We start from the raw sequence: 19,380 nt of genomic DNA, 5'->3' as shown, positions 1-19,380 counted from the left end.
ATTAAAAAGAAAGCCATGCACTTTGGACGTCATATCTCAGGACAATTTAACGTAGAGCTAGAATCGATTCGTACCCATGTACTTACCATGGGTGGCTTAGTAGAGCAGCAACTGTCGTATGCTATTCAAGCCTTACATAAGGAAGACATCGAACTGGCACGTAAAGTTGTGCGTGATGATCATAAAGTGAACGCGATGGAAGTCTCTATTGACGACGCTTGTACTCGTATCATCGCTAAGCGTCAGCCTACGGCAAAAGACTTACGCTTGATCATGGCTATCATTAAGACCATCACAGATCTTGAACGCATTGGTGATGTTGCGACACGCATTGCCTACGTAGCGATCGAAAGCCCATCATCGCAAGAGCGCCAATTCCAAGTCTCGTTAGAGCCTTTATGTCGTCAGGCGATCCAAATGCTGCACCAAGTACTCGATGCTTTTGCTCGAATGGATGTGGAAGCGGCCGCAGAAGTACATAAGCTTGACGATAAGTTAGACGCGGAATATGAAGCTGTGATTCGCCAGTTGATGACTTATATGATGGAAGACCCGAAAAATATTCCTCACATTCTGCAAGTGATGTGGTCGGCTCGTGCCATTGAACGTGTAGGTGACCGTTGCCAGAATATTTGTGAGTACATTATCTACTTCGTGAAAGGGAAAGATGTACGCCATCTCGGCGATCAAAGTTTAGATGACGTTTTATCTAAAGATGAATAACAATGCCTGTCGAAAAGGTCGCGCTCCAACTATTGCCTAGTAAGGTTTTCTTTTTATCAATATAGTTGAAGTCGCCTCCTACTCTAAGCCCAACATGTTCGTTCATAAACAGAACCCACGCGCCTGAAATGCTTGCTCCTGAACCATGGGCGCTTCTTGATTTATCGGACCAGATATAGTCCCGTTGCCCTTCATACTCTACGAGGCCTGCTTCAATTTGAAAGCCAAGCTTATTGGGATGGTCTAAAAGTTGATATTGGCCTCCTATTCGGTAGGTCTTTAATCGGTCTTTATCCCATAATAACTCAGCGGATGTGTGAGAGTAGCTCATATAGAGAGCATCCAATCCGAGGACACCCGTTCCCCCTAGTTGCAAGCCTCCCCCTGAAATACCAGCCCCCCAGTATGGGCCCATTTTTATTTCAGGGGATATGTGTAGGTTCTTCGCTGAAGTGACACCTGGTAGTAAAACCAAGGTGAGTACTAAAAGGGGGTTTTTCATATTTATTGCTCCTGTCATCGCCCTCCTTGGCAACATGCAAAATTCATTTATCATCTGAAGTTAAACTGGATACCTACACCTCCAGCAACGTCAGACGATGAGTATTTACCTGATGATTCATAGTGGAATGTACCTGAAAGGCTAACTTGGTCCGTTAAGCCGTAAGCGCCGCCAATTGCTATTGCTTCTTTACTTCCTGCGAAACCAACACCGGCACCGATAGCCAGTTCACCATTTGTCGCGTAAGGTCGAGCGTTGGTGACAGCGTGTAAGCTTGCACGAATACCATCCATTTGTTCAGCTTGTTGGTTTAAGCGGTAATCATATTCTGCCGCGAGCCCTTCCAAGTGAATCAATCGTTCATCTGTGGTATCGCGTTCAATAGGTTGCTCCGGAGTACCAGGTTGAGGTCGATTAGGCGGATTGGAATCTTCAATTGGGTGAACAGGCTGCTCTTCAATTGGATTGGTTGGAAGTTGTGGCTTTGGTCGATCTGGCACCCCAGGGACACCGTTGTCTACTTCCGGTAGTGTTGGGTGCTCTGGCGCAGCCTCAATCGGTGGAGCAATGGGTAGTTCTTCTATTGGATTAGTTGGCACTTGTGGACTTGGACGATCTGGCACAACAGCGGCAACTGAGCTGAAAGAAGCCAGTAGGGTGCAAGCAGCGGTTAGCTTTACAAGTTTTTTAGTCATGTCTGAACTCTCAATAAGTAAACGAGGGACAGCATCCTTACCGTAAGCAATCGCTTTTTGTCATTTCCCTTAAAAGCAGGGCTATCTTATTGAGAAGTTTTATTTATTACTAAGTGGTTGTCGTTATCTTGGTGATAATTAAACCTTATCAGTCTGTAATTTTAGACCTTGTTGGATAAGCTCTGTTAACCATTTTACTAGTGGGTTATTCCGGTTTCGAACATGCATGTGACAATGCACGGACTTCATTTGTGGTTGATCATCGATGGTCAAATCGATAGCTCTAAGGCCAGGAAACTGCTCTACCGGGAACAGATTGGAATGAGGCAAATACATATCAGTATGTTTCAGTACATCAAGTATTGCTGTGACCATTTCTGAGCGAAAACCAATGGTATGTTCAATGCCCATTTCGCTGAGAAGTTCAGAGGCATAACTGAACTTGTCGTTCCATCCCGGAGAAATCAAAGAGGCAATCGGGTAGCCCGTTAAGTCTTTAGGTTCTACGTGTGATTTGGTAATAGGGTGCCCTTCTCGAACAAAAATACGTCCCTTCAAATCCAGTATTTTAGGTGTGTATATCTCTTTATTGCTAAGGAGTAATTCGTAGTTCACACCTATCAGTGTTTCACCCTTTAAGATTTCATCGACAGTGCTGTTTGACCAACCAACCAATTCAAGTTGAGCATTAGGGGCAAGGGAACGCATCTGTTCGAACAGAAACCCGGGTAGGCAAGTCATTGTAATCGGTGCCAGTGCGATACGGATTTTATGATCCACTTCTGCTGGCTCAAATTGATGAGAACGGTTAACCGCCGCCGCTAAGCCATCAAGGTGAGGCGTAATATCATTAGCGAGGGATTCTGCAAAAGGTGTTGGTTCAAGACCTGTTTTGACCTTTACGAACAGCTCGTCATCGAAGTGGTTGCGTAGCTTTTGTAGCGCTTGACTGATGGCTGGCTGGGAGACAAACAAGCGCTGTGAGGCTTTACGCATGTTTCGCTCCTGCATCAAAATCATAAAGGTTTTGAGCAGATTTAGGTCAAGGGTATGGAACAGGTCTTTTGCCATGGTGTATCTCTAGTATTTTTCGGGAACAAAGGTTTGCTCATCAATTGGTGCTCTGACGTAGCCTTTTTTATTCAGTTTCGGCAGTTCGATTTCTGGATGTTCTAGCTCTTCATACTCGACTTGACTGAGTAGATGGCTGATGCAATTCAACCGAGCTTTCTTTTTATCATCAGAAGGGACTACCCACCAAGGGCAACTTTTGGTATCAGTGTAAGCAAACATTTTATCTTTGGCTTCGGAATACTCTGCCCAGCGATTGCGCGACTCCAAATCCATCGGACTGAACTTCCAGTGTTTTATCGGAGTGTTGATACGTTCCAAAAAGCGTTTCTCTTGCTCTTCATCTGAAACCGAAAACCAATACTTTATCAATATGATACCTGAGCGCAGTAACATGCGTTCGAACTCCGGACAAGAACGGAGAAATTCCTCATATTGGTCTGGAGTGCAAAAGCCCATCACTTTCTCGACACCGGCTCGGTTGTACCAACTGCGGTCAAATAAAACGATCTCTCCTGCAGCTGGTAAATGTGCCACGTAGCGCTGGAAATACCATTGTGTTTTTTCTTTTTCAGTTGGCGTGGGAAGGGCTGCGATACGGCAGACGCGAGGATTGAGTTTTTCTGTGATGCGTTTGATGGTTCCGCCTTTACCTGCTGCATCACGACCTTCGAACAGAACCACGACTTTGAGCCCTTTATGCTTAACCCATTCTTGGAGCTTAACTAACTCAATCTGTAGCTTCTCTAACTCTTTTTCGTATTCCTTTTTTTTAAGTTTCGCCATGAATCCTCCCATCCTTAGTTATCAACATGTTAGCACTCAATAACCAAAGGCGGGATTTGAAAACCCCTAATTGAGAGCTGTTACCATGTTCGCGATAGCATCGGTGTTAGTGACTGGAATCGAAAAATCATCCACATCGGCAGCGCCCATTTTGCTTTGCTCCGCAATAAAGGTCATGTGACTTGGACGAGTAGTCTTGCCAGATAAATGCACTTCAGTGACTTTGGCTTGTTCAACGAGCTGGCCAACATTGTCTGCATTCACACCGGCGCCTGCCATGATCGCAATGCGTCCTTGTGCTTGCTCGACCAAAGCTCTAAGCACATCGATACCTTGCGGTGCCGAAGGTGCAAGGCCAGAAGTCAAAATACGCTCACAGCCTAAGCTGATCACTTCTTCTAACGCTTTTTCAGCGTCACGACATTGGTCAAAGGCACGATGGAAAGTCACGCCTAAGCCAAGCGCTTGAGCAAATTCACACAGTGCAGTTGCGTACGGCATATTAATGTCGCCGTCTTGAGTGAGCACGCCGAGTACGACACCGTCCAGGCCTGCTTGTTTAGCGGCTTCAATATCCCAACGCATCATTTCGATTTCTTCCTCACTGTAGAAGAAGTCACCTTGGCGTGGGCGAATCATACCGTAAACCGGAATCGTAGATTGTTTAGCGGCTTGCTGCATAAAGCCGTAGCTTGGGGTTAAGCCACCTAAAGCAAGAGAAGAGCAGAGTTCGATGCGGGTTGCGCCACCGGCAATCGCGTTATGAAGAGATTCAATGTTATCAATACAAACTTCAAGTTGAGTGTTCACGAGGGTGCCCTGAATTATTGTCATTACAGCAAATACTAGCAGGACGAAAGGGGAGAATCTGTACTGAGACCGAGGGAAATAGAGGTAAACTTTTTGCGTGATGCTTGCCTCTTTTGCTTTTTAAGAGCACAGATAAAAAAGAAAACCCAGAGCAGAACTCTGGGCTTTTTTATGACTTTACTTAGACTGATTGGCGTTTGCGGTTTTTCCGCTATAGCTTTTTGCTTTATATATACATCCAACCAACACACCCATTGAGCTTGGGTGGCAGTGTCTATTACTTGCTTAGGTCGTCTGCGTGCTCAGATAGGAACGCTGCAACACCTTTTGGAGATGCGTCCATACCTGCTTTACCTTCTTCCCATTGTGCAGGACATACTTCGCCGTGCTTCTGGTGGAAGTTTAGTGCATCAACCATGCGTAGCATTTCGTCGATGTTACGACCTAGTGGTAGATCGTTAACTACTTGGTGACGTACAAGACCGTCTTCGTCGATTAGGAAAGAACCACGGAAAGCAACGCCTGCTTCTGGGTGCTCTACATCGTACGCTTTACAGATTTCGTGCTTAACGTCAGCAACTAGTGGGTATTTAACTTGACCGATACCGCCATCTTCGATAGCAGTGTTACGCCATGCGTTGTGAGAGAACTGAGAATCGATAGAAACACCGATTACTTCAACACCTTTAGCTTGGAAATCAGCTAGACGGTTGTCGAATGCGATTAGCTCAGATGGGCAAACGAAAGTGAAATCTAGTGGGTAGAAGAATACTACTGCTTTCTTACCTTTAGTGAATTCTGCAAAGTTGAAGTTTTCAACGATTTCACCGTTACCTAGAACAGCTGCTGCAGTAAAGTCAGGGGCTTGACGACCTACTAGTACCATTTTTTTGCTCCTAAAAAATTTGGTTTGATCCAAACCTATATTCAGTTATTTAGGTTTGGTCCTTGTTTGTGCGAGACAAACTATAGTACAGATTGTAGTATGGAAAAAAGCGAAATAAATAGATTGAGTTCATCGAAAAAAGCGATAATAACGAAACTATTATCTCGATCACTGGAACAGCAATAGATACAAATAGAATTATGAATAAATGGCCTAGCTTGAAGCAGTTACACTATTTGGTCACTCTGCACGAAACTCGACATTTTAGTGACGCGGCTGAGCGTTGTTTTGTTAGTCAATCGACTTTAAGTAAGGGAATCCAAAACCTTGAAGAGTTGATTGGTTGCCCGCTTTATGAAAAGAAAGATAAGAAAAGCCCATTGGTATTCACCCAAGCAGGCGAGATGGTGGTACAGCACGGTCGCGAATTGCTTGCGAAAGGTCAAGATCTCGTCGAACTGGGTCGCCTATGTCAAGGCGACGATATGGAAGGGCAGCTTAAAGTAGGTTGTATTCCGACCATTGCTCCTTTCTTGTTGTGCGACCTTGTTCAAGAGGTGAACTACCGCTTCCCTCAATTAAACCTTCTGTTAAGAGAAGATACGACGACGAACTTGCTGCAAGCACTTCGCCACGGTGAATTGGACGTATTGATTCTGGCTCTACCTGTAGAGATAGAGGGAATGGAAAGTCGCGTAGTCGGTCAAGACCCGTTCCGCATGGTGATCAGTGCCAATCAAGCAGATTCCGTTCCTGTGCCGATCCGTTATGCAGATTTGCCAGATGAATCCGTCTTCTTATTAGAGAAAGAACACTGCCTTACTGAGCACGCGGTTTCAGCGTGTAAGTTGACGGACAAAGAGAAGATCAACCCATTCACCGCAACCAGTCTTCATACATTGGTGCAAATGGTGGCTAATGGTCTGGGCACCACGTTTATTCCGCAAATGGCGATTGATCATGGTTTGCTACACAACCAGAACTTAGTGGTGATCGACCCCCCTGGTCAGCAAGCGTATCGCGATATTGGTTTGGTTTGGCGTCCAAGCTCGTCACGATCAAACACTTTCAATCAATTGGCAGAAGTCGTCTCTGAACTGCTTTAGCTATTAGTATTAGCCTGCTACTCCCGATCTAATATCAAAAAGCGCACTAGAAATGGTGCGCTTTTTAGCATTTTATTCTGTACGTGAACTTTAACTTGTAAAATTTTACAGACGAACTTTCATGAAGCTTTCATAAAATAGTGAAATTTCACAATGTTAATTTTACACAACTGCCTGTGTAACGCGTTTAAGTTGCGTTTAATTTCCTCTTCCTAGCCCTTGTGAATACAAGGTTTTTTCTCCTGCCTCACTATTCATACGCTTGTTTGAATTTTAAAATGGTCTGTAAAATTAGTGTAATTAAATTACGTAATAACTTACAAATTAAACTCAGAAATCAAACACTTGTTTGATACCGAATAAAACTTTGAATTTAACGTTTTGTTTACTTGAGGGGTTTCGCTTAAACCTTTGTTGGGTTAGCTTAATTAAAGGCTTGTAAGACTTATGTCTAGATTGAAAAAGCAATTCAGGTTGCGCAAGGTATAGACACGACGAAGCGAAGTGAACACCAAATCGAAGGATGTAATTTGTTGTTCATAACTTACAAATGTAGCTTTAGGCTGACTGCCCAAGATGGATAAAGCACGTTAAGGATGAATGATTATGCTTGCTCAGACAGAACAAAAAACACAACAACTAAAGCAAACCCAAGGCATGCTTGAGGTGAATGGAGTCGTTGCTCCTGAACATCAAGCAATTTTCCCTGTTGAAGCCCAAACCTTTTTATCTCTACTGTGTGAAAAATTTGCCGGACGTGTTGAACAGTTGCTGGAAGCACGAGAAGAGAAGCAAGCACGCATCGACGCTGGTGAGCTGCCAGACTTTCTACCAGAGACACAAGACATTCGTGAAGGAAGCTGGAAGATCCTTGGAATCCCACAAGATCTGCAAGATCGCCGAGTGGAAATCACTGGACCAACCGATCGCAAGATGGTGATTAACGCACTGAATGCGAATGTAAAAGTGTTCATGGCAGACTTCGAAGATTCGATGTCCCCTGCGTGGAGTAAAGTTCTGGATGGTCAAATTAACCTGCGCGACGCTGTTAATGGCACCATCAGCTACACCAACCCTGGCAATGGCAAACACTATCAGCTGGCAGAAGACCCAGCGGTGTTGATCTGCCGTGTTCGCGGACTGCATCTAAAAGAAAAACACGTAACGTGGCACGGTCAGATCATTCCAGGTGCGCTATTCGATTTCGCTCTGTACTTCTACAACAACTACAAAGCGCTACTGAAAAAGGGAAGCGGTCCTTACTTCTACATTCCGAAGCTGCAATCGCATCATGAAGCGAAGTGGTGGAGCGAGGTGTTCCATTTCACTGAAGAATATTTCGGTTTGGATACAGGCACCATCAAAGCGACTGTATTGATTGAAACCTTACCAGCCGTATTCGAAATGGATGAGATTCTGTTCTCATTGAAAGAGCACATCGTTGGTTTGAACTGTGGTCGCTGGGATTACATCTTTAGCTACATCAAAACACTGAAAAACCACCCAGATCGCGTACTTCCGGATCGCCAAGTGGTGACCATGGACAAGCCATTCCTCAACGCTTACTCAAGATTGTTGGTGCGTACTTGTCATAAACGTGGCGCATTTGCGATGGGCGGCATGGCAGCCTTTATTCCGGCTAAAGACCCACAAGAAAACCAAAAAGTACTGGATAAGATCCATAACGATAAATCGCTAGAAGCTAACAACGGTCATGACGGCACTTGGGTTGCTCACCCGGGGTTGGCAGACACTGCTATGGAAGTGTTCAGTGCCACACTGGGGCAGCGCACTAACCAATTGGATGTGAGCCGCTCAGAAGACGCGCCAATCACCGCCGCAGAGTTACTTGAACCGTGCGAGGGTGAACGCTCAGAAGAAGGTATGCGTCATAACATCCGCGTTGCGTTGCAATACATCGAAGCTTGGATCTCTGGCAACGGTTGTGTGCCGATTTACGGACTGATGGAAGACGCAGCAACGGCAGAAATCTCACGCGCCTCTATCTGGCAATGGATTCAACACGGCAAGTCGCTCGACAACGGATTGAAGGTCACTAAAGAGCTGTTCGAACTCTATCTGAAAGAAGAGATTGAAGTCGTGAAGCAAGAAATTGGCGAGCAGCGCTACCAAGCAGGTCGATTTGAAGAAGCAGCAGACTTGATGGCTAGGCTCACCACCAGCGATGAGCTGACCAACTTTTTAACCATTCCAGGTTATGACTACTTGGATTAAGCCAAAGATTTAGAACACTAATTTTATTTCACTAATACATGTTTATTTAACCAATACGTGAAGGATTCGAGGCAGATAAGGATGTACTGCCTGAGAACGGAAAACTCAACGCACATGCACAAGTGCACATTATAAGAGGGATAGACCAATGACTAACTTAACTCGCCGCCAACAAATTGAAGCTTTGGAAAAAGATTGGGCAACCAACCCACGCTGGAAAAACGTAAAGCGCACTTACACAGCAGAAGAAGTAGTAGAACTGCGTGGCTCTATGGTGCCTGCGAACACAATCGCACAACGTGGTGCTGACAAACTTTGGTCACTGGTCAACGGTAGCTCAAAGAAAGGCTACGTAAACTGTCTTGGTGCACTGACGGGCGGTCAAGCCGTACAGCAAGCGAAAGCGGGTATTGAAGCGATTTACCTATCTGGCTGGCAGGTAGCGGCGGACAACAATACCGCTTCGACTATGTACCCAGACCAATCTCTGTACCCTGTAGATTCTGTACCGTCGGTAGTAAAACGCATCAATAACTCATTCCGTCGTGCAGACCAAATTCAGTGGTCAGCAGGTAAGTCACCAGAAGACGAAGGTGGTATTGATTACTTCCTACCAATCGTAGCGGATGCAGAAGCAGGCTTTGGTGGTGTACTTAACGCTTACGAGCTAATGAAATCGATGATCGATGCAGGTGCGGCAGGTGTTCACTTTGAAGACCAACTGGCATCAGTGAAGAAGTGTGGCCATATGGGCGGTAAAGTACTGGTTCCGACTCAAGAAGCGGTGCAAAAACTGGTCGCGGCTCGCCTAGCAGCGGACGTTGCTGGCACGACAACGCTGGTAATTGCACGTACCGATGCAAACGCAGCAGACCTACTAACGTCTGATTGTGACCCATACGATAAAGATTTCATCGTTGGTGAGCGTACTCAAGAAGGTTTCTACCGTGTTCGCGCAGGTATCGACCAAGCAATCTCTCGTGGTCTAGCTTATGCACCATATGCGGACCTTATCTGGTGTGAGACAGCAACGCCTTGTCTAGAAGAAGCACGTAAGTTTGCAGAAGCAATTCATGCAGAGTACCCAGACCAACTGTTGGCATACAACTGTTCGCCTTCATTCAACTGGGAGAAGAACCTAGATGCTGAAACTATTGCTAAGTTCCAACAAGAGCTGGCGGACATGGGCTACAAGTACCAGTTCATCACACTAGCTGGCATCCACAACATGTGGTTCAACATGTTCGAACTGGCACACGCTTACGCACAAGGCGAAGGCATGCGTCATTACGTTGAGAAGGTTCAACGTCCTGAGTTTGAAGCGGCAGAAAAAGGTTATACGTTCGTAGCGCACCAACAAGAGGTTGGTACGGGTTACTTCGATAGAATGACCAACACCATCCAAGGTGGACAATCATCAGTGACGGCACTGACAGGTTCTACTGAAGAAGATCAGTTTTAATCACTAGTAGGTGGTAGCGAGAAAAAGCAGGCTTTCTCGCTACACATCAAAAGTGGATAATCGATTCTGGTAAAAATTGATATGTTTTGAGCGGCGGGAATCGCCGCTTTTTTTGTTATCGCAATGGGTATTTTACCACTTATTCATTGGACTCGAGCTCTTCTGGCTCTACCTCTTCTTGTAGTTCAAGTAAGTTAATAGCGATGGTCACAAAATCGGTATCAGTGATGATCCCAACCAAATGTCCTTTATTGACCACAGGAAGGCAACCTACTTTATGTTTTTGCATATAGATGGCGCTTTCTTTCAGGCCTGCTCTTGGTTCTGCAGTCATGATGTTGGTATGCATCACTTCATATAAAGGAGTATCGAGAGTAAACGATTGTTCCGCCTCGTCTGGGTGCAAACAGGATTCTTGTGCGGCAAGAATATCGCGGTGAGTCACCAAGCCTTTTAAATGTTTATTGGCATCAACAACCGGAATATGTCGAATATCAAGCGCCTCCATCATGCTTTTTGCATCACGCAGTGTGTGTTCGCGCAATAAAGTATGAGGGTTACGAGTCATCATATCTTCAACCTTGATCATAAAGACCTCCAACGGTGTTGTCCTTTTCTTAAATATAGAGAAAAAATCAAACTATATCTGGGAGCTAACTCGTTTTTCATTAATAAAATAAGACGATTAGATGGAGATCAATCAGAGGTGTAAATGGGCTGGAATTTTCCATAAATCCAGCTACTCAATTGGGGGAGATTTAGAATGTAAGCGCTATCATAAATAACCAAAGCTAAGGCGCTTAAACCTTAGCTTTGGTTACTCTTAACGTTGCTTAAAATGCACACAAATAAGACCATAAGCTTTCGCGTCGACACAGCGACCGATGTAGCTTTTATCTGGCAGGTTGACGGCACATAAACGAGGCACCTGTTTTAGGTAACAGGCGTCTTGTATCACTTTGAGTCGATCATTGCTGGTGTTTGCTATTGCACCAGATGAAAACGCGAGTACGGCAGCACTCAGCGCTAGAGTTAACATCTTCATACTTACCTCAATAAATGTCTAAAGAGCAAATGCTCACTTTCAATATAGTTCATCGACTTTGCTACTGATGTATTTGTTAGTTATCGCAGTTGGTTGCTGAAAAATGCCATGCGAGTCAGTTTGCATTTTTCACTGATAAGGTATGTGGTCAGAATGTAATCTAATGAGTTGAATCGCACATTTCTATTTGCTTGATTTTCCGAGGTAAGTCTCTGGAAGAAGATACGCGCAAGCTAACTAGAACGAAGATAATTATGTATAAAACTCTGAGGTACAAAAAACTCATCGCGATGGCAATTGCGACATTGAGCGCACAATCAGCTCAGGCTATCGTGCTCGGCTCGTTGGAGATGAACTCCTCTGAACGCGTAACAATTCGGGCGAGCAACATGGCAGAGTTCCCAATATGTGGGGGAACTCTTGTTGCAGAACAGTGGGTAATGACTGCAGCGCACTGTGTTGTTATGGGACAAGGTATCGACGAGAGCTCTTACTACGTTACTACGCCTGGTGATCTTGCTATTACCGCCAAAGCATATGACTTAAATAATACCTCGATTGACAATTACTATATGGTTTCGCATGTTGTCGTTCACCCGAGTTACACCCGAATCTCTCGAGCCAAAGTAGATAAAAACGGAAATGAAGTACCCATTCAAACTGCACTAGATAGTGATATCGCTTTACTTTATCTTGATCGTCCTGTGACGAATGGCCATACAGCAACGCTGGCTTCGATGGATGATATGGCAGAAATTGAAGCAAGGTTAAACCTTGATTGGAGTCAAGAGTATTTAACGAATCAACGTTACCCAAATGTGTCAGTATTTGGTTGGGGAACCACGACTCCTAACGCTGAAATTCCTTCAGTTTATTTACAAAAGACTACGAGTGCTTTTTTACCAATTGATGAGTGCTATGAGCGTTTGGAGGTGGGACACAGTTTTCCTGGCGTTATCGATTCTAAGAGTAATCAAACAAAAATATGTACATTACCTACCGAGGTAAAGACTCTAGAAGCAAATGATCGAACTAAGTATGGTAATAGTGCTTGTAAAGGAGACAGTGGAGGCCCGTTAATTGATGATGCGACTGGCTTGCAAATCGGTATTGTGAGTGGGGGGCCGATTATCTTACCGACTTGTGGTTCTGTCACGATACCTAGCTTTTTTACCAAAGTAAGTCACTATTATGACTGGATACAGTCTTACGTTACCGCTGATGCGCCGCCCACGAGTTATATTATTGAGCCGAACTTTATTATTGTGGCCAGAGAAGAAGCCGAACAAGAGTGCCATGACGGTATTGCTACTAACAACTGTAACTTTAGAGGCTCTGAAGACGACGGTGGTAGCTTAGGCGCTTGGCCATTTAGCTTGCTTGTTCCACTTGCATGGATGCGCCGACGCAAAAGTTAAACTCTCAGTAACTGATAAACGTGATTAGAGATTTTAAAAAGCAGCGAACTTCGCTGCTTTTTTATGTGTGCCTTTTCTGTATCTTTCACGTTTTATTACACTCTTAGTGAAAGCTTTTACAGTCAATCTAGGGGGATTTGCTTGCTATTGCAGCATGTAAACATATACTAGTCTGCTGCGAAAAACTCGTCGCAATTTTATCGTCGTTCTTGACGTGATTTGACCAATAGATAAGACAAGTAACATGCAAGTATCAGATTTCCATTTCGACCTTCCAGATGAACTTATCGCTCGTTACCCTCAGCCAGAGCGTACCGCTAGCCGACTGCTGCAAATGGACGGCAATACTGGTGAGCTAATTGATGGCACGTTTACCGATGTGTTAGAACAAGTTCAAGCCGGTGACCTAGTGGTTTTCAACAATACTCGCGTAATTCCTGCGCGTATGTTTGGTCGAAAAGCGTCCGGCGGTAAGCTAGAAGTGCTGGTGGAGCGTATGCTTGATGAGAAAAGCATTCTCGCTCACGTTCGCTGTTCTAAGTCACCTAAACCAGGCACAACCATCCTTGTTGGCGAGAACGACGAATACTCAGCTGAGATGGTGGCACGTCATGACGCGCTGTTTGAGCTGAAATTTAACTCTGATAAGACGGTACTCGAGATTTTGGAAGAAATTGGCCACATGCCACTTCCTCCATACATCGACCGCCCAGATGAAGACGCGGATAAAGAGCGTTACCAAACGGTTTATAACCAAAAGCCAGGTGCGGTTGCAGCGCCGACGGCGGGCCTTCACTTTGATGATGTTTTGCTTGAGAAAATCAAAGCGAAAGGCGCTGAGTTTGCATACGTTACTTTGCACGTGGGTGCGGGTACGTTCCAACCAGTAAAAGTGGATGACATTAACGATCATCACATGCACGCAGAATACGTAGAAGTACCGCAGGATGTTGTGGATGCGATTAACGCAACTAAAGCGCGCGGCGGTCGAATCGTCGCAGTCGGTACAACATCAGTGCGTTCACTAGAAAGTGCAGCGCAAGACGCGCTGAAGAAAGGGACAGAATTGGTTCCATTCTTTGGCGATACTGAAATCTTTATCTACCCTGGTTACGAGTACCAGCTGGTGGATTGCTTGATCACCAACTTCCACTTACCAGAATCAACGTTGATCATGTTGGTCAGTGCGTTTGCTGGATACGAGAACACCATGAATGCTTATAAGCATGCGGTGGAAAACAAATACCGTTTCTTCTCGTACGGTGACTCAATGTTTATTAAAAAGAAGACAGCATAATGTTTTAACCCCTCCTTAGCCCTCTCCTTAAAAAGGGAAGGGGACGTGATGCGGTCTCGCCAATTAAGGCGTCTGCAGAACAGTTCTTTTCTCTTGTGACGGGGTAGGCTAGGAGGGGGTAGAAAACTAACGATTTACGAGTGCTAGCAGTACGCTAGGAAACAGAGCAGAACTTCTGCTTTGTCTCTCGCACGGAAGGCGACCGCTCCTTAAAGTGGGGGAAACCCCAAGATACATAGTCAGACTGTTTCTCTGACACTCGGAGGCATCGTGAAATTATCATTCGATCTTAAAAAGAAAAACGGCAATGCGCGTCGTGGTCAATTGACCTTCGAACGTGGCACTGTTCAAACTCCAGCATTCATGCCAGTAGGTACTTACGGTACCGTTAAAGGTATGACTCCGGAAGAAGTAAAAGGCACGGGTGCAGAAATCCTGCTAGGCAACACTTTCCACCTATGGTTACGTCCTGGTCAAGAAGTGATGAAAATGCACGGTGACCTGCACGATTTCATGAACTGGCACGGTCCTATTCTTACTGATTCAGGCGGTTTCCAAGTATTCAGCCTAGGTAAAATGCGTAAGATCACTGAAAAAGGTGTTCACTTCCGTAGCCCAGTAAACGGCGACAAGATTTTCATGGACGCTGAAAAGTCGATGGAAATCCAAAAAGACCTAGGTTCTGACATCGTAATGATCTTCGACGAGTGTACGCCATACCCAGCGACACACAACGAAGCGAAAAAATCGATGGAAATGTCACTACGTTGGGCACAACGCTCACGTGACCACTTCGATAAGCTAGAAAACCCGAACAACCTATTTGGTATCGTTCAAGGTAGTGTTTACGAAGATCTGCGTGATGTGTCTATCAAAGGCCTGACGGAAATCGGTTTTGATGGTTACGCGGTTGGTGGTCTTGCAGTAGGCGAACCGAAAGAAGACATGCACCGTATCCTTGAGCACACGTGTCCACAGCTTCCAGAAGACAAGCCTCGTTACCTAATGGGCGTAGGCAAACCGGAAGATTTGGTTGAAGGTGTTCGCCGTGGTATCGACATGTTTGACTGTGTAATGCCAACGCGTAACGCGCGTAATGGTCACCTATTTGTGACTGGTGGTGTGATCAAGATCCGTAATGCGAAACATAAAACGGATACAACTCCGCTAGATCCGCACTGTGACTGTTACACTTGTCAGCACTACAGCAAATCGTACCTTCACCACCTAGAGCGTTGTAACGAAATCCTAGGTGCTCGCCTGAACACTATCCACAACCTACGCTACTACCAGCGTCTGATGGAAAGCATTCGTAAGGCGATTGATGAAGATCGTTTCGATGAGTTCGTTACTGAATTCTATGAGCGTCGTGGTCGTGAAGTACCACCGCTAGCAAAAGAGCAGTAATTAACAGATTAAAAGAATTAAAGCCTTTGGCATGTTGCCAGAGGCTTTTGCTAATAAAGTAGGCTAACGTACGTTATTTTTGAGAAGGTGATCTCTATTACTTAATCTCAAACTTGAATCTAAATTACGAAAGCCCAACTTGTTGGATTATCAATAAAATATAATGAGGATGTTTTAATGTTTATTTCTCAAGCTCACGCAGCAGCAGAAGGCGCACCAGCAGGCGGCGGTTTTGAAATGCTAATCATGCTAGGCATGTTCGCGGTGATCTTCTACTTCATGATCTATCGCCCACAATCTAAGCGTGTTAAAGAACACAAGAACCTGATGTCTTCAATGGGCAAAGGCGATGAAGTTCTAACAAGCGGTGGTCTAGTGGGTAAAATCACTAAGATTGCTGAAGACAACGACTACATTTCAATTGAGCTTAATGCAAACAATGAAGTTGTAATCAAGAAAGACTTCGTAACTGCAGTGCTACCAAAAGGTACACTGAAGTCTCTATAAAACAGCTAAAGGATCCTCGCTGTGCTAAACCGTTATCCATTATGGAAGTACTTGATGGTATTTTTTGCCATCGTCACCGCGGCGTTATACGCGCTTCCAAATATCTACGGTGAAGATCCGGCTATTCAAGTTACAGGGGCGCGTGGCGCCTCTGTAGATATGTCAACGCTGGATGCTGTCACTAAAGCTCTTGATAAAGAGCACCTTTCTCATAAATCCATTGCTCTCGAGAATGGATCAATCCTTGTACGTTTCAATGACACTGATACTCAAATCAGTGCACGCGATATTATCAGCGAAGCGCTTGGCAAAGATAAAATTGTTGCACTAAACCTTGCTGCATCTACGCCAGATTGGCTGGAAGCAATTGGTGCGTCGCCACTGAAACTAGGTCTTGACCTACGTGGTGGTGTTCACTTCTTGATGGAAGTGGATATGGACGCAGCAATGGAGAAGCTTGTTGGGCAGCAAGAAGAAGCTTTCCGTAGTGAACTTCGTGAAGCTAAGGTTCGTTATCGCGCGATTCGCCCTTCTGGTAAAGATGGTGTCGAAGTCTTGCTACGTAACGAAGAGCAACTAGCGGAAGCGAAAGCAACGCTAGAAAAGAATCACCCAGACATGAATTTTGTCGAATCTGATTCTAATGGTCGTTACGCGTTGATTGCCACCTTTACCGAGCAACGTTTACAAGAGATACGTAACTACGCAGTTGAACAAAACATCACGATTCTTCGTAACCGTGTTAACGAACTGGGTGTTGCTGAACCATTGGTTCAACGTCAAGGTGCTAGCCGCATCGTAGTTGAACTACCTGGTGTTCAAGACACAGCTCGTGCGAAGGAAATTCTAGGTGCTACGGCAACACTAGAGTTCCGCGAAGTTGACGATAAAGCTGACCTATCAGCGGCGGCAAATGGTCGCGCGCCAGCAGGTAGCGAAATCAAGATGGACCGTGATGGTCGCCCAGTTGTGCTTAAGAAGCGCGTTATTCTTGGCGGTCAAAGCATCACGGATGCAAGCTCAAGTGTTGATGAATACGGTCGCCCACAAGTTAACATCTCGCTAGACAGCGAAGGTGGCAACAAGATGTCTGCGTTCTCTAAGAAGAACATCGGTAAGCTAATGGCTACCGTGTTTGCAGAATACAAAGACAGTGGTCGTCGTACGCCGGAAGGCAAAGTTATCCTTGATAAGCATGAAGAAGTTATCAACCAAGCAACGATTCAATCGGCTCTTGGTCGTAACTTCCGTATCACTGGTATCGACTCTGCAGCAGAAGCGCACAACCTAGCACTTCTACTACGTGCTGGTGCTCTAATCGCACCTATCTCTATCGTTGAAGAACGTACCATTGGTCCATCAATGGGTCAGCAAAACATCGATATGGGTATCCAAGCATGTATCTGGGGTATGGTAGCCGTAATGCTGTTTACGCTGCTTTACTACCGTGGCTTCGGTTTGATTGCAAATATCGCTTTGATGGCAAACTTGGTTCTTATCATTGGTGTAATGTCGATGATTCCAGGCGCTACCATGACGTTGCCAGGTATTGCCGGTATCGTATTGACGGTCGGTATGGCGGTCGATGCGAACGTGCTGATCTTTGAGCGTATTCGTGAAGAGCTTCGAGATGGACGCAGTCCACAGCAAGCAATTCACCAAGGTTACGCAAACGCATTCAGCACCATTGCCGATGCGAACATCACAACGCTTATCACTGCGATCATTCTATTTGCAGTGGGTACAGGCGCGGTGAAAGGTTTCGCAGTAACACTCTCTATCGGTATCTTAACTTCAATGTTCACCGCTATTGTGGGTACACGTTGTATCGTGAACCTAATTTACGGTGGCAAACGCGTTGATAAATTGTCGATCTAAGGCTGGGAATTAATATGTTTCAAATTCTAAAAGCAGAAAACACGATCGGCTTTATGCGTTGGTCGAAAGTCGCGTTCGTATTCTCTATCGTTATGATCGCTGCTTCTATCTTCACGCTATCAACCAAATGGTTGAACTGGGGCCTAGATTTTACGGGCGGTACGCTTATCGAGGTGGGTTTTGAACAACCAGCAAACCTTGAAGAGATTCGTGCAGCTCTAGACTCGAAAGGCTTCGGCGATGCGACAGTACAAAACTTTGGTAGTGCTCGTGATGTAATGGTTCGTCTGCGTCCACGTGACGACGTTTCAGGTGAAACTCTGGGCAACCAAATCATCGGTGCTATTAAAGATGGTACAGGTGAAAGCGTAGAAATGCGTCGTATTGAATTCGTAGGTCCAAACGTTGGTGATGAGCTAACGGAAGCGGGTGGTCTAGCGATTCTTGTATCGCTGATCTGTATCCTGATCTACGTATCAATGCGATTCGAATGGCGCCTAGCGGCTGGTGCGGTAATGGCACTGGCACACGATATCATTATCACGCTGGGTGTCTTCTCACTTATGCAAATCGAAGTGGACCTAACCATCGTAGCGGCGCTACTCACGGTAGTTGGTTACTCGCTCAACGATACCATCGTTGTATTCGACCGGATCCGTGAAAACTTCCGTAAGATGCGTAAGGGTGAACCTTCAGACATCATGGATGCTTCAATCACTCAAACGTTGAGCCGTACATTGATTACGTCTGGTACGACATTGTTCGTGGTTATTGCACTATTCATGCAGGGTGGTGCGATGATTCATGGTTTCGCGACCGCGCTTCTACTAGGTATCACTGTAGGTACTTACTCTTCTATCTATGTAGCATCAGCACTTGCGCTAAAACTGGGTATCCAGAAAGAGCACTTGATGCCACCTCAAGTAGAAAAAGAAGGTGCAGAGTTCGACGAGATGCCATAAGGCTGATTGAGAACCGAAAACAAAAACCGCTGAGCAGTCAGCGGTTTTTTTATGCTTGATAGATTTGATTGTTTCATTTTTCTTTGAAGTATTTCCAGCTTGAATTGTAGTTTTTTGATTGAGTTGAATATCGGAAGTATGTTCAACAATTTTGGGAGGAAATAATGTCAAGGCAAGCTGAAATAAAAGTACAGTTACTGAAGTTTGTAGAGATTTCTTACAAACACAATAAAGGCGTTACCACCAAGCTAGTTACTGGAGGGAAAAGGTTTAAGTTAGCAGTTGATGAATCAGGTAAGGTAACTTTATCTGGTGAGCTTGGATTCACTAAGTTTGAAGTTTCAAAAGAAATGGTTGAAGAGCTGGGCATAAAATTAAAAGCAGTTTCTGTTACTTTTAAAACTACTCGTGATGGTGTTTTGACATACAGTGGGAGTGTTTCATTTTTTGGTGTTGTTTCCTTTGGTGTTACTGGGCAGGTAAATATCCGAGAGCTTTTAGAGCAGTGCGAGTGGGGGCTTTGTAAGTACAGATTTAAGCCGAGTAAAATTGATCAAGCGCTCCGTGAAGCTGGGGTTTAGTTGATTATG

19 protein-coding genes are annotated in these 19,380 nt (G+C 45.1%); 11 read left to right on the top strand and 8 right to left on the bottom strand.

Annotated elements, in window-relative coordinates; all coding sequences use genetic code 11:
• The first annotated feature begins 15 nt into the window (after positions 1-15).
• Positions 16-723 (top strand): phosphate signaling complex protein PhoU, encoded by a 708-nt coding sequence (phoU, locus tag BSZ04_RS20850; RefSeq protein WP_045393605.1) that lies wholly within the window; start codon positions 16-18, stop codon positions 721-723.
• On the opposite strand, the gene BSZ04_RS20845 is transcribed toward phoU, so the two are convergent.
• From BSZ04_RS20845 to BSZ04_RS20820, 6 genes are all read right to left on the bottom strand, one after another.
• Positions 710-1,243, bottom strand: coding sequence for a hypothetical protein (locus BSZ04_RS20845; RefSeq protein WP_338063134.1), 534 nt, complete (start codon positions 1,241-1,243; stop codon positions 710-712). The genes phoU and BSZ04_RS20845 overlap by 14 nt on opposite strands.
• A 32-nt stretch (positions 1,244-1,275) precedes the next feature.
• Positions 1,276-1,920 (bottom strand): YadA C-terminal domain-containing protein, encoded by a 645-nt coding sequence (locus BSZ04_RS20840; RefSeq protein ID WP_088881292.1) that lies wholly within the window; start codon positions 1,918-1,920, stop codon positions 1,276-1,278.
• Positions 1,921-2,058: 138 nt separating this feature from the next.
• Positions 2,059-2,991, bottom strand: coding sequence for a LysR family transcriptional regulator (locus BSZ04_RS20835; protein ID WP_088881291.1), 933 nt, complete (start codon positions 2,989-2,991; stop codon positions 2,059-2,061).
• Positions 2,992-3,000: 9 nt separating this feature from the next.
• On the bottom strand, positions 3,001-3,777 hold the full coding sequence (ppk2, locus tag BSZ04_RS20830; protein WP_010446121.1) for a polyphosphate kinase 2: 777 nt from the start codon (positions 3,775-3,777) through the stop codon (positions 3,001-3,003).
• Positions 3,778-3,843: 66 nt separating this feature from the next.
• Positions 3,844-4,587, bottom strand: coding sequence for a copper homeostasis protein CutC (locus BSZ04_RS20825; protein WP_088881290.1), 744 nt, complete (start codon positions 4,585-4,587; stop codon positions 3,844-3,846).
• Positions 4,588-4,864: 277 nt separating this feature from the next.
• Positions 4,865-5,473, bottom strand: coding sequence for a peroxiredoxin C (locus BSZ04_RS20820; protein ID WP_005424820.1), 609 nt, complete (start codon positions 5,471-5,473; stop codon positions 4,865-4,867).
• A gap of 200 nt (positions 5,474-5,673) precedes the next feature.
• Between BSZ04_RS20820 and BSZ04_RS20815 the strand changes: the two genes are divergently transcribed.
• From BSZ04_RS20815 to aceA, 3 genes are all read left to right on the top strand, one after another.
• A complete protein-coding gene (locus BSZ04_RS20815; RefSeq protein WP_005440336.1) occupies positions 5,674-6,579 on the top strand; it encodes a hydrogen peroxide-inducible genes activator in 906 nt (301 codons plus the stop codon).
• A gap of 606 nt (positions 6,580-7,185) precedes the next feature.
• On the top strand, positions 7,186-8,814 hold the full coding sequence (gene aceB, locus BSZ04_RS20810) for a malate synthase A (RefSeq protein ID WP_005424786.1): 1,629 nt from the start codon (positions 7,186-7,188) through the stop codon (positions 8,812-8,814).
• A 148-nt stretch (positions 8,815-8,962) separates the two neighbouring features.
• The gene (gene aceA, locus BSZ04_RS20805) at positions 8,963-10,276 is read left to right on the top strand and encodes an isocitrate lyase (protein ID WP_010446133.1); all 1,314 of its coding nucleotides are present in this window, start codon (positions 8,963-8,965) and stop codon (positions 10,274-10,276) included.
• 139 nt (positions 10,277-10,415) lie between these two features.
• On the opposite strand, the gene BSZ04_RS20800 is transcribed toward aceA, so the two are convergent.
• Positions 10,416-10,865, bottom strand: coding sequence for a CBS domain-containing protein (locus tag BSZ04_RS20800; RefSeq protein ID WP_010446134.1), 450 nt, complete (start codon positions 10,863-10,865; stop codon positions 10,416-10,418).
• Positions 10,866-11,099: 234 nt separating this feature from the next.
• Positions 11,100-11,321, bottom strand: coding sequence for a hypothetical protein (locus BSZ04_RS20795; protein ID WP_029560925.1), 222 nt, complete (start codon positions 11,319-11,321; stop codon positions 11,100-11,102).
• A 254-nt stretch (positions 11,322-11,575) separates the two neighbouring features.
• Here BSZ04_RS20795 and BSZ04_RS20790 point away from each other — a divergent pair, with 254 nt between their 5' ends.
• From BSZ04_RS20790 to BSZ04_RS20760, 7 genes are all read left to right on the top strand, one after another.
• Positions 11,576-12,739, top strand: a complete 1,164-nt coding sequence (locus BSZ04_RS20790; RefSeq protein WP_088881289.1) for a S1 family peptidase — start codon at positions 11,576-11,578, stop codon at positions 12,737-12,739.
• Between the two features lie 244 nt (positions 12,740-12,983).
• A complete protein-coding gene (gene queA, locus BSZ04_RS20785) occupies positions 12,984-14,036 on the top strand; it encodes a tRNA preQ1(34) S-adenosylmethionine ribosyltransferase-isomerase QueA (RefSeq protein WP_010446141.1) in 1,053 nt (350 codons plus the stop codon).
• A gap of 270 nt (positions 14,037-14,306) precedes the next feature.
• Positions 14,307-15,443: a tRNA guanosine(34) transglycosylase Tgt gene (gene tgt / locus BSZ04_RS20780; protein ID WP_088881288.1), complete on the top strand. Its 1,137-nt coding sequence runs from the start codon at positions 14,307-14,309 to the stop codon at positions 15,441-15,443.
• 177 nt (positions 15,444-15,620) lie between these two features.
• Positions 15,621-15,950, top strand: coding sequence for a preprotein translocase subunit YajC (yajC, locus tag BSZ04_RS20775; RefSeq protein WP_010446143.1), 330 nt, complete (start codon positions 15,621-15,623; stop codon positions 15,948-15,950).
• A gap of 21 nt (positions 15,951-15,971) precedes the next feature.
• On the top strand, positions 15,972-17,828 hold the full coding sequence (gene secD, locus BSZ04_RS20770; RefSeq protein WP_081641210.1) for a protein translocase subunit SecD: 1,857 nt from the start codon (positions 15,972-15,974) through the stop codon (positions 17,826-17,828).
• A gap of 14 nt (positions 17,829-17,842) precedes the next feature.
• Positions 17,843-18,790, top strand: coding sequence for a protein translocase subunit SecF (gene secF, locus BSZ04_RS20765; protein ID WP_010446147.1), 948 nt, complete (start codon positions 17,843-17,845; stop codon positions 18,788-18,790).
• A gap of 164 nt (positions 18,791-18,954) precedes the next feature.
• Positions 18,955-19,371: a hypothetical protein gene (locus tag BSZ04_RS20760; protein ID WP_088881287.1), complete on the top strand. Its 417-nt coding sequence runs from the start codon at positions 18,955-18,957 to the stop codon at positions 19,369-19,371.
• Positions 19,372-19,380: the final 9 nt, after the last annotated feature.

Source organism: Vibrio rotiferianus (assembly GCF_002214395.1).
GTDB lineage: Bacteria > Pseudomonadota > Gammaproteobacteria > Enterobacterales > Vibrionaceae > Vibrio > Vibrio rotiferianus.
Note: the sequence above shows the minus strand (reverse complement) of the source record. Positions and strands in the feature narration are given on the sequence as shown.

Coding starts and splice junctions, on each gene's coding strand:
- phoU (WP_045393605.1), top strand. CDS start 16: ATGCACTTTGGACGTCATATCTCAGGACAATTTAACGTAGAGCTAGAA.
- BSZ04_RS20845 (WP_338063134.1), bottom strand. CDS start 1,243: ATGACAGGAGCAATAAATATGAAAAACCCCCTTTTAGTACTCACCTTG.
- BSZ04_RS20840 (WP_088881292.1), bottom strand. CDS start 1,920: ATGACTAAAAAACTTGTAAAGCTAACCGCTGCTTGCACCCTACTGGCT.
- BSZ04_RS20835 (WP_088881291.1), bottom strand. CDS start 2,991: ATGGCAAAAGACCTGTTCCATACCCTTGACCTAAATCTGCTCAAAACC.
- ppk2 (WP_010446121.1), bottom strand. CDS start 3,777: ATGGCGAAACTTAAAAAAAAGGAATACGAAAAAGAGTTAGAGAAGCTA.
- BSZ04_RS20820 (WP_005424820.1), bottom strand. CDS start 5,473: ATGGTACTAGTAGGTCGTCAAGCCCCTGACTTTACTGCAGCAGCTGTT.
- BSZ04_RS20815 (WP_005440336.1), top strand. CDS start 5,674: ATGAATAAATGGCCTAGCTTGAAGCAGTTACACTATTTGGTCACTCTG.
- aceB (WP_005424786.1), top strand. CDS start 7,186: ATGCTTGCTCAGACAGAACAAAAAACACAACAACTAAAGCAAACCCAA.
- aceA (WP_010446133.1), top strand. CDS start 8,963: ATGACTAACTTAACTCGCCGCCAACAAATTGAAGCTTTGGAAAAAGAT.
- BSZ04_RS20800 (WP_010446134.1), bottom strand. CDS start 10,865: ATGATCAAGGTTGAAGATATGATGACTCGTAACCCTCATACTTTATTG.
- BSZ04_RS20795 (WP_029560925.1), bottom strand. CDS start 11,321: ATGAAGATGTTAACTCTAGCGCTGAGTGCTGCCGTACTCGCGTTTTCA.
- BSZ04_RS20790 (WP_088881289.1), top strand. CDS start 11,576: ATGTATAAAACTCTGAGGTACAAAAAACTCATCGCGATGGCAATTGCG.
- queA (WP_010446141.1), top strand. CDS start 12,984: ATGCAAGTATCAGATTTCCATTTCGACCTTCCAGATGAACTTATCGCT.
- yajC (WP_010446143.1), top strand. CDS start 15,621: ATGTTTATTTCTCAAGCTCACGCAGCAGCAGAAGGCGCACCAGCAGGC.
- secF (WP_010446147.1), top strand. CDS start 17,843: ATGTTTCAAATTCTAAAAGCAGAAAACACGATCGGCTTTATGCGTTGG.
- BSZ04_RS20760 (WP_088881287.1), top strand. CDS start 18,955: ATGTCAAGGCAAGCTGAAATAAAAGTACAGTTACTGAAGTTTGTAGAG.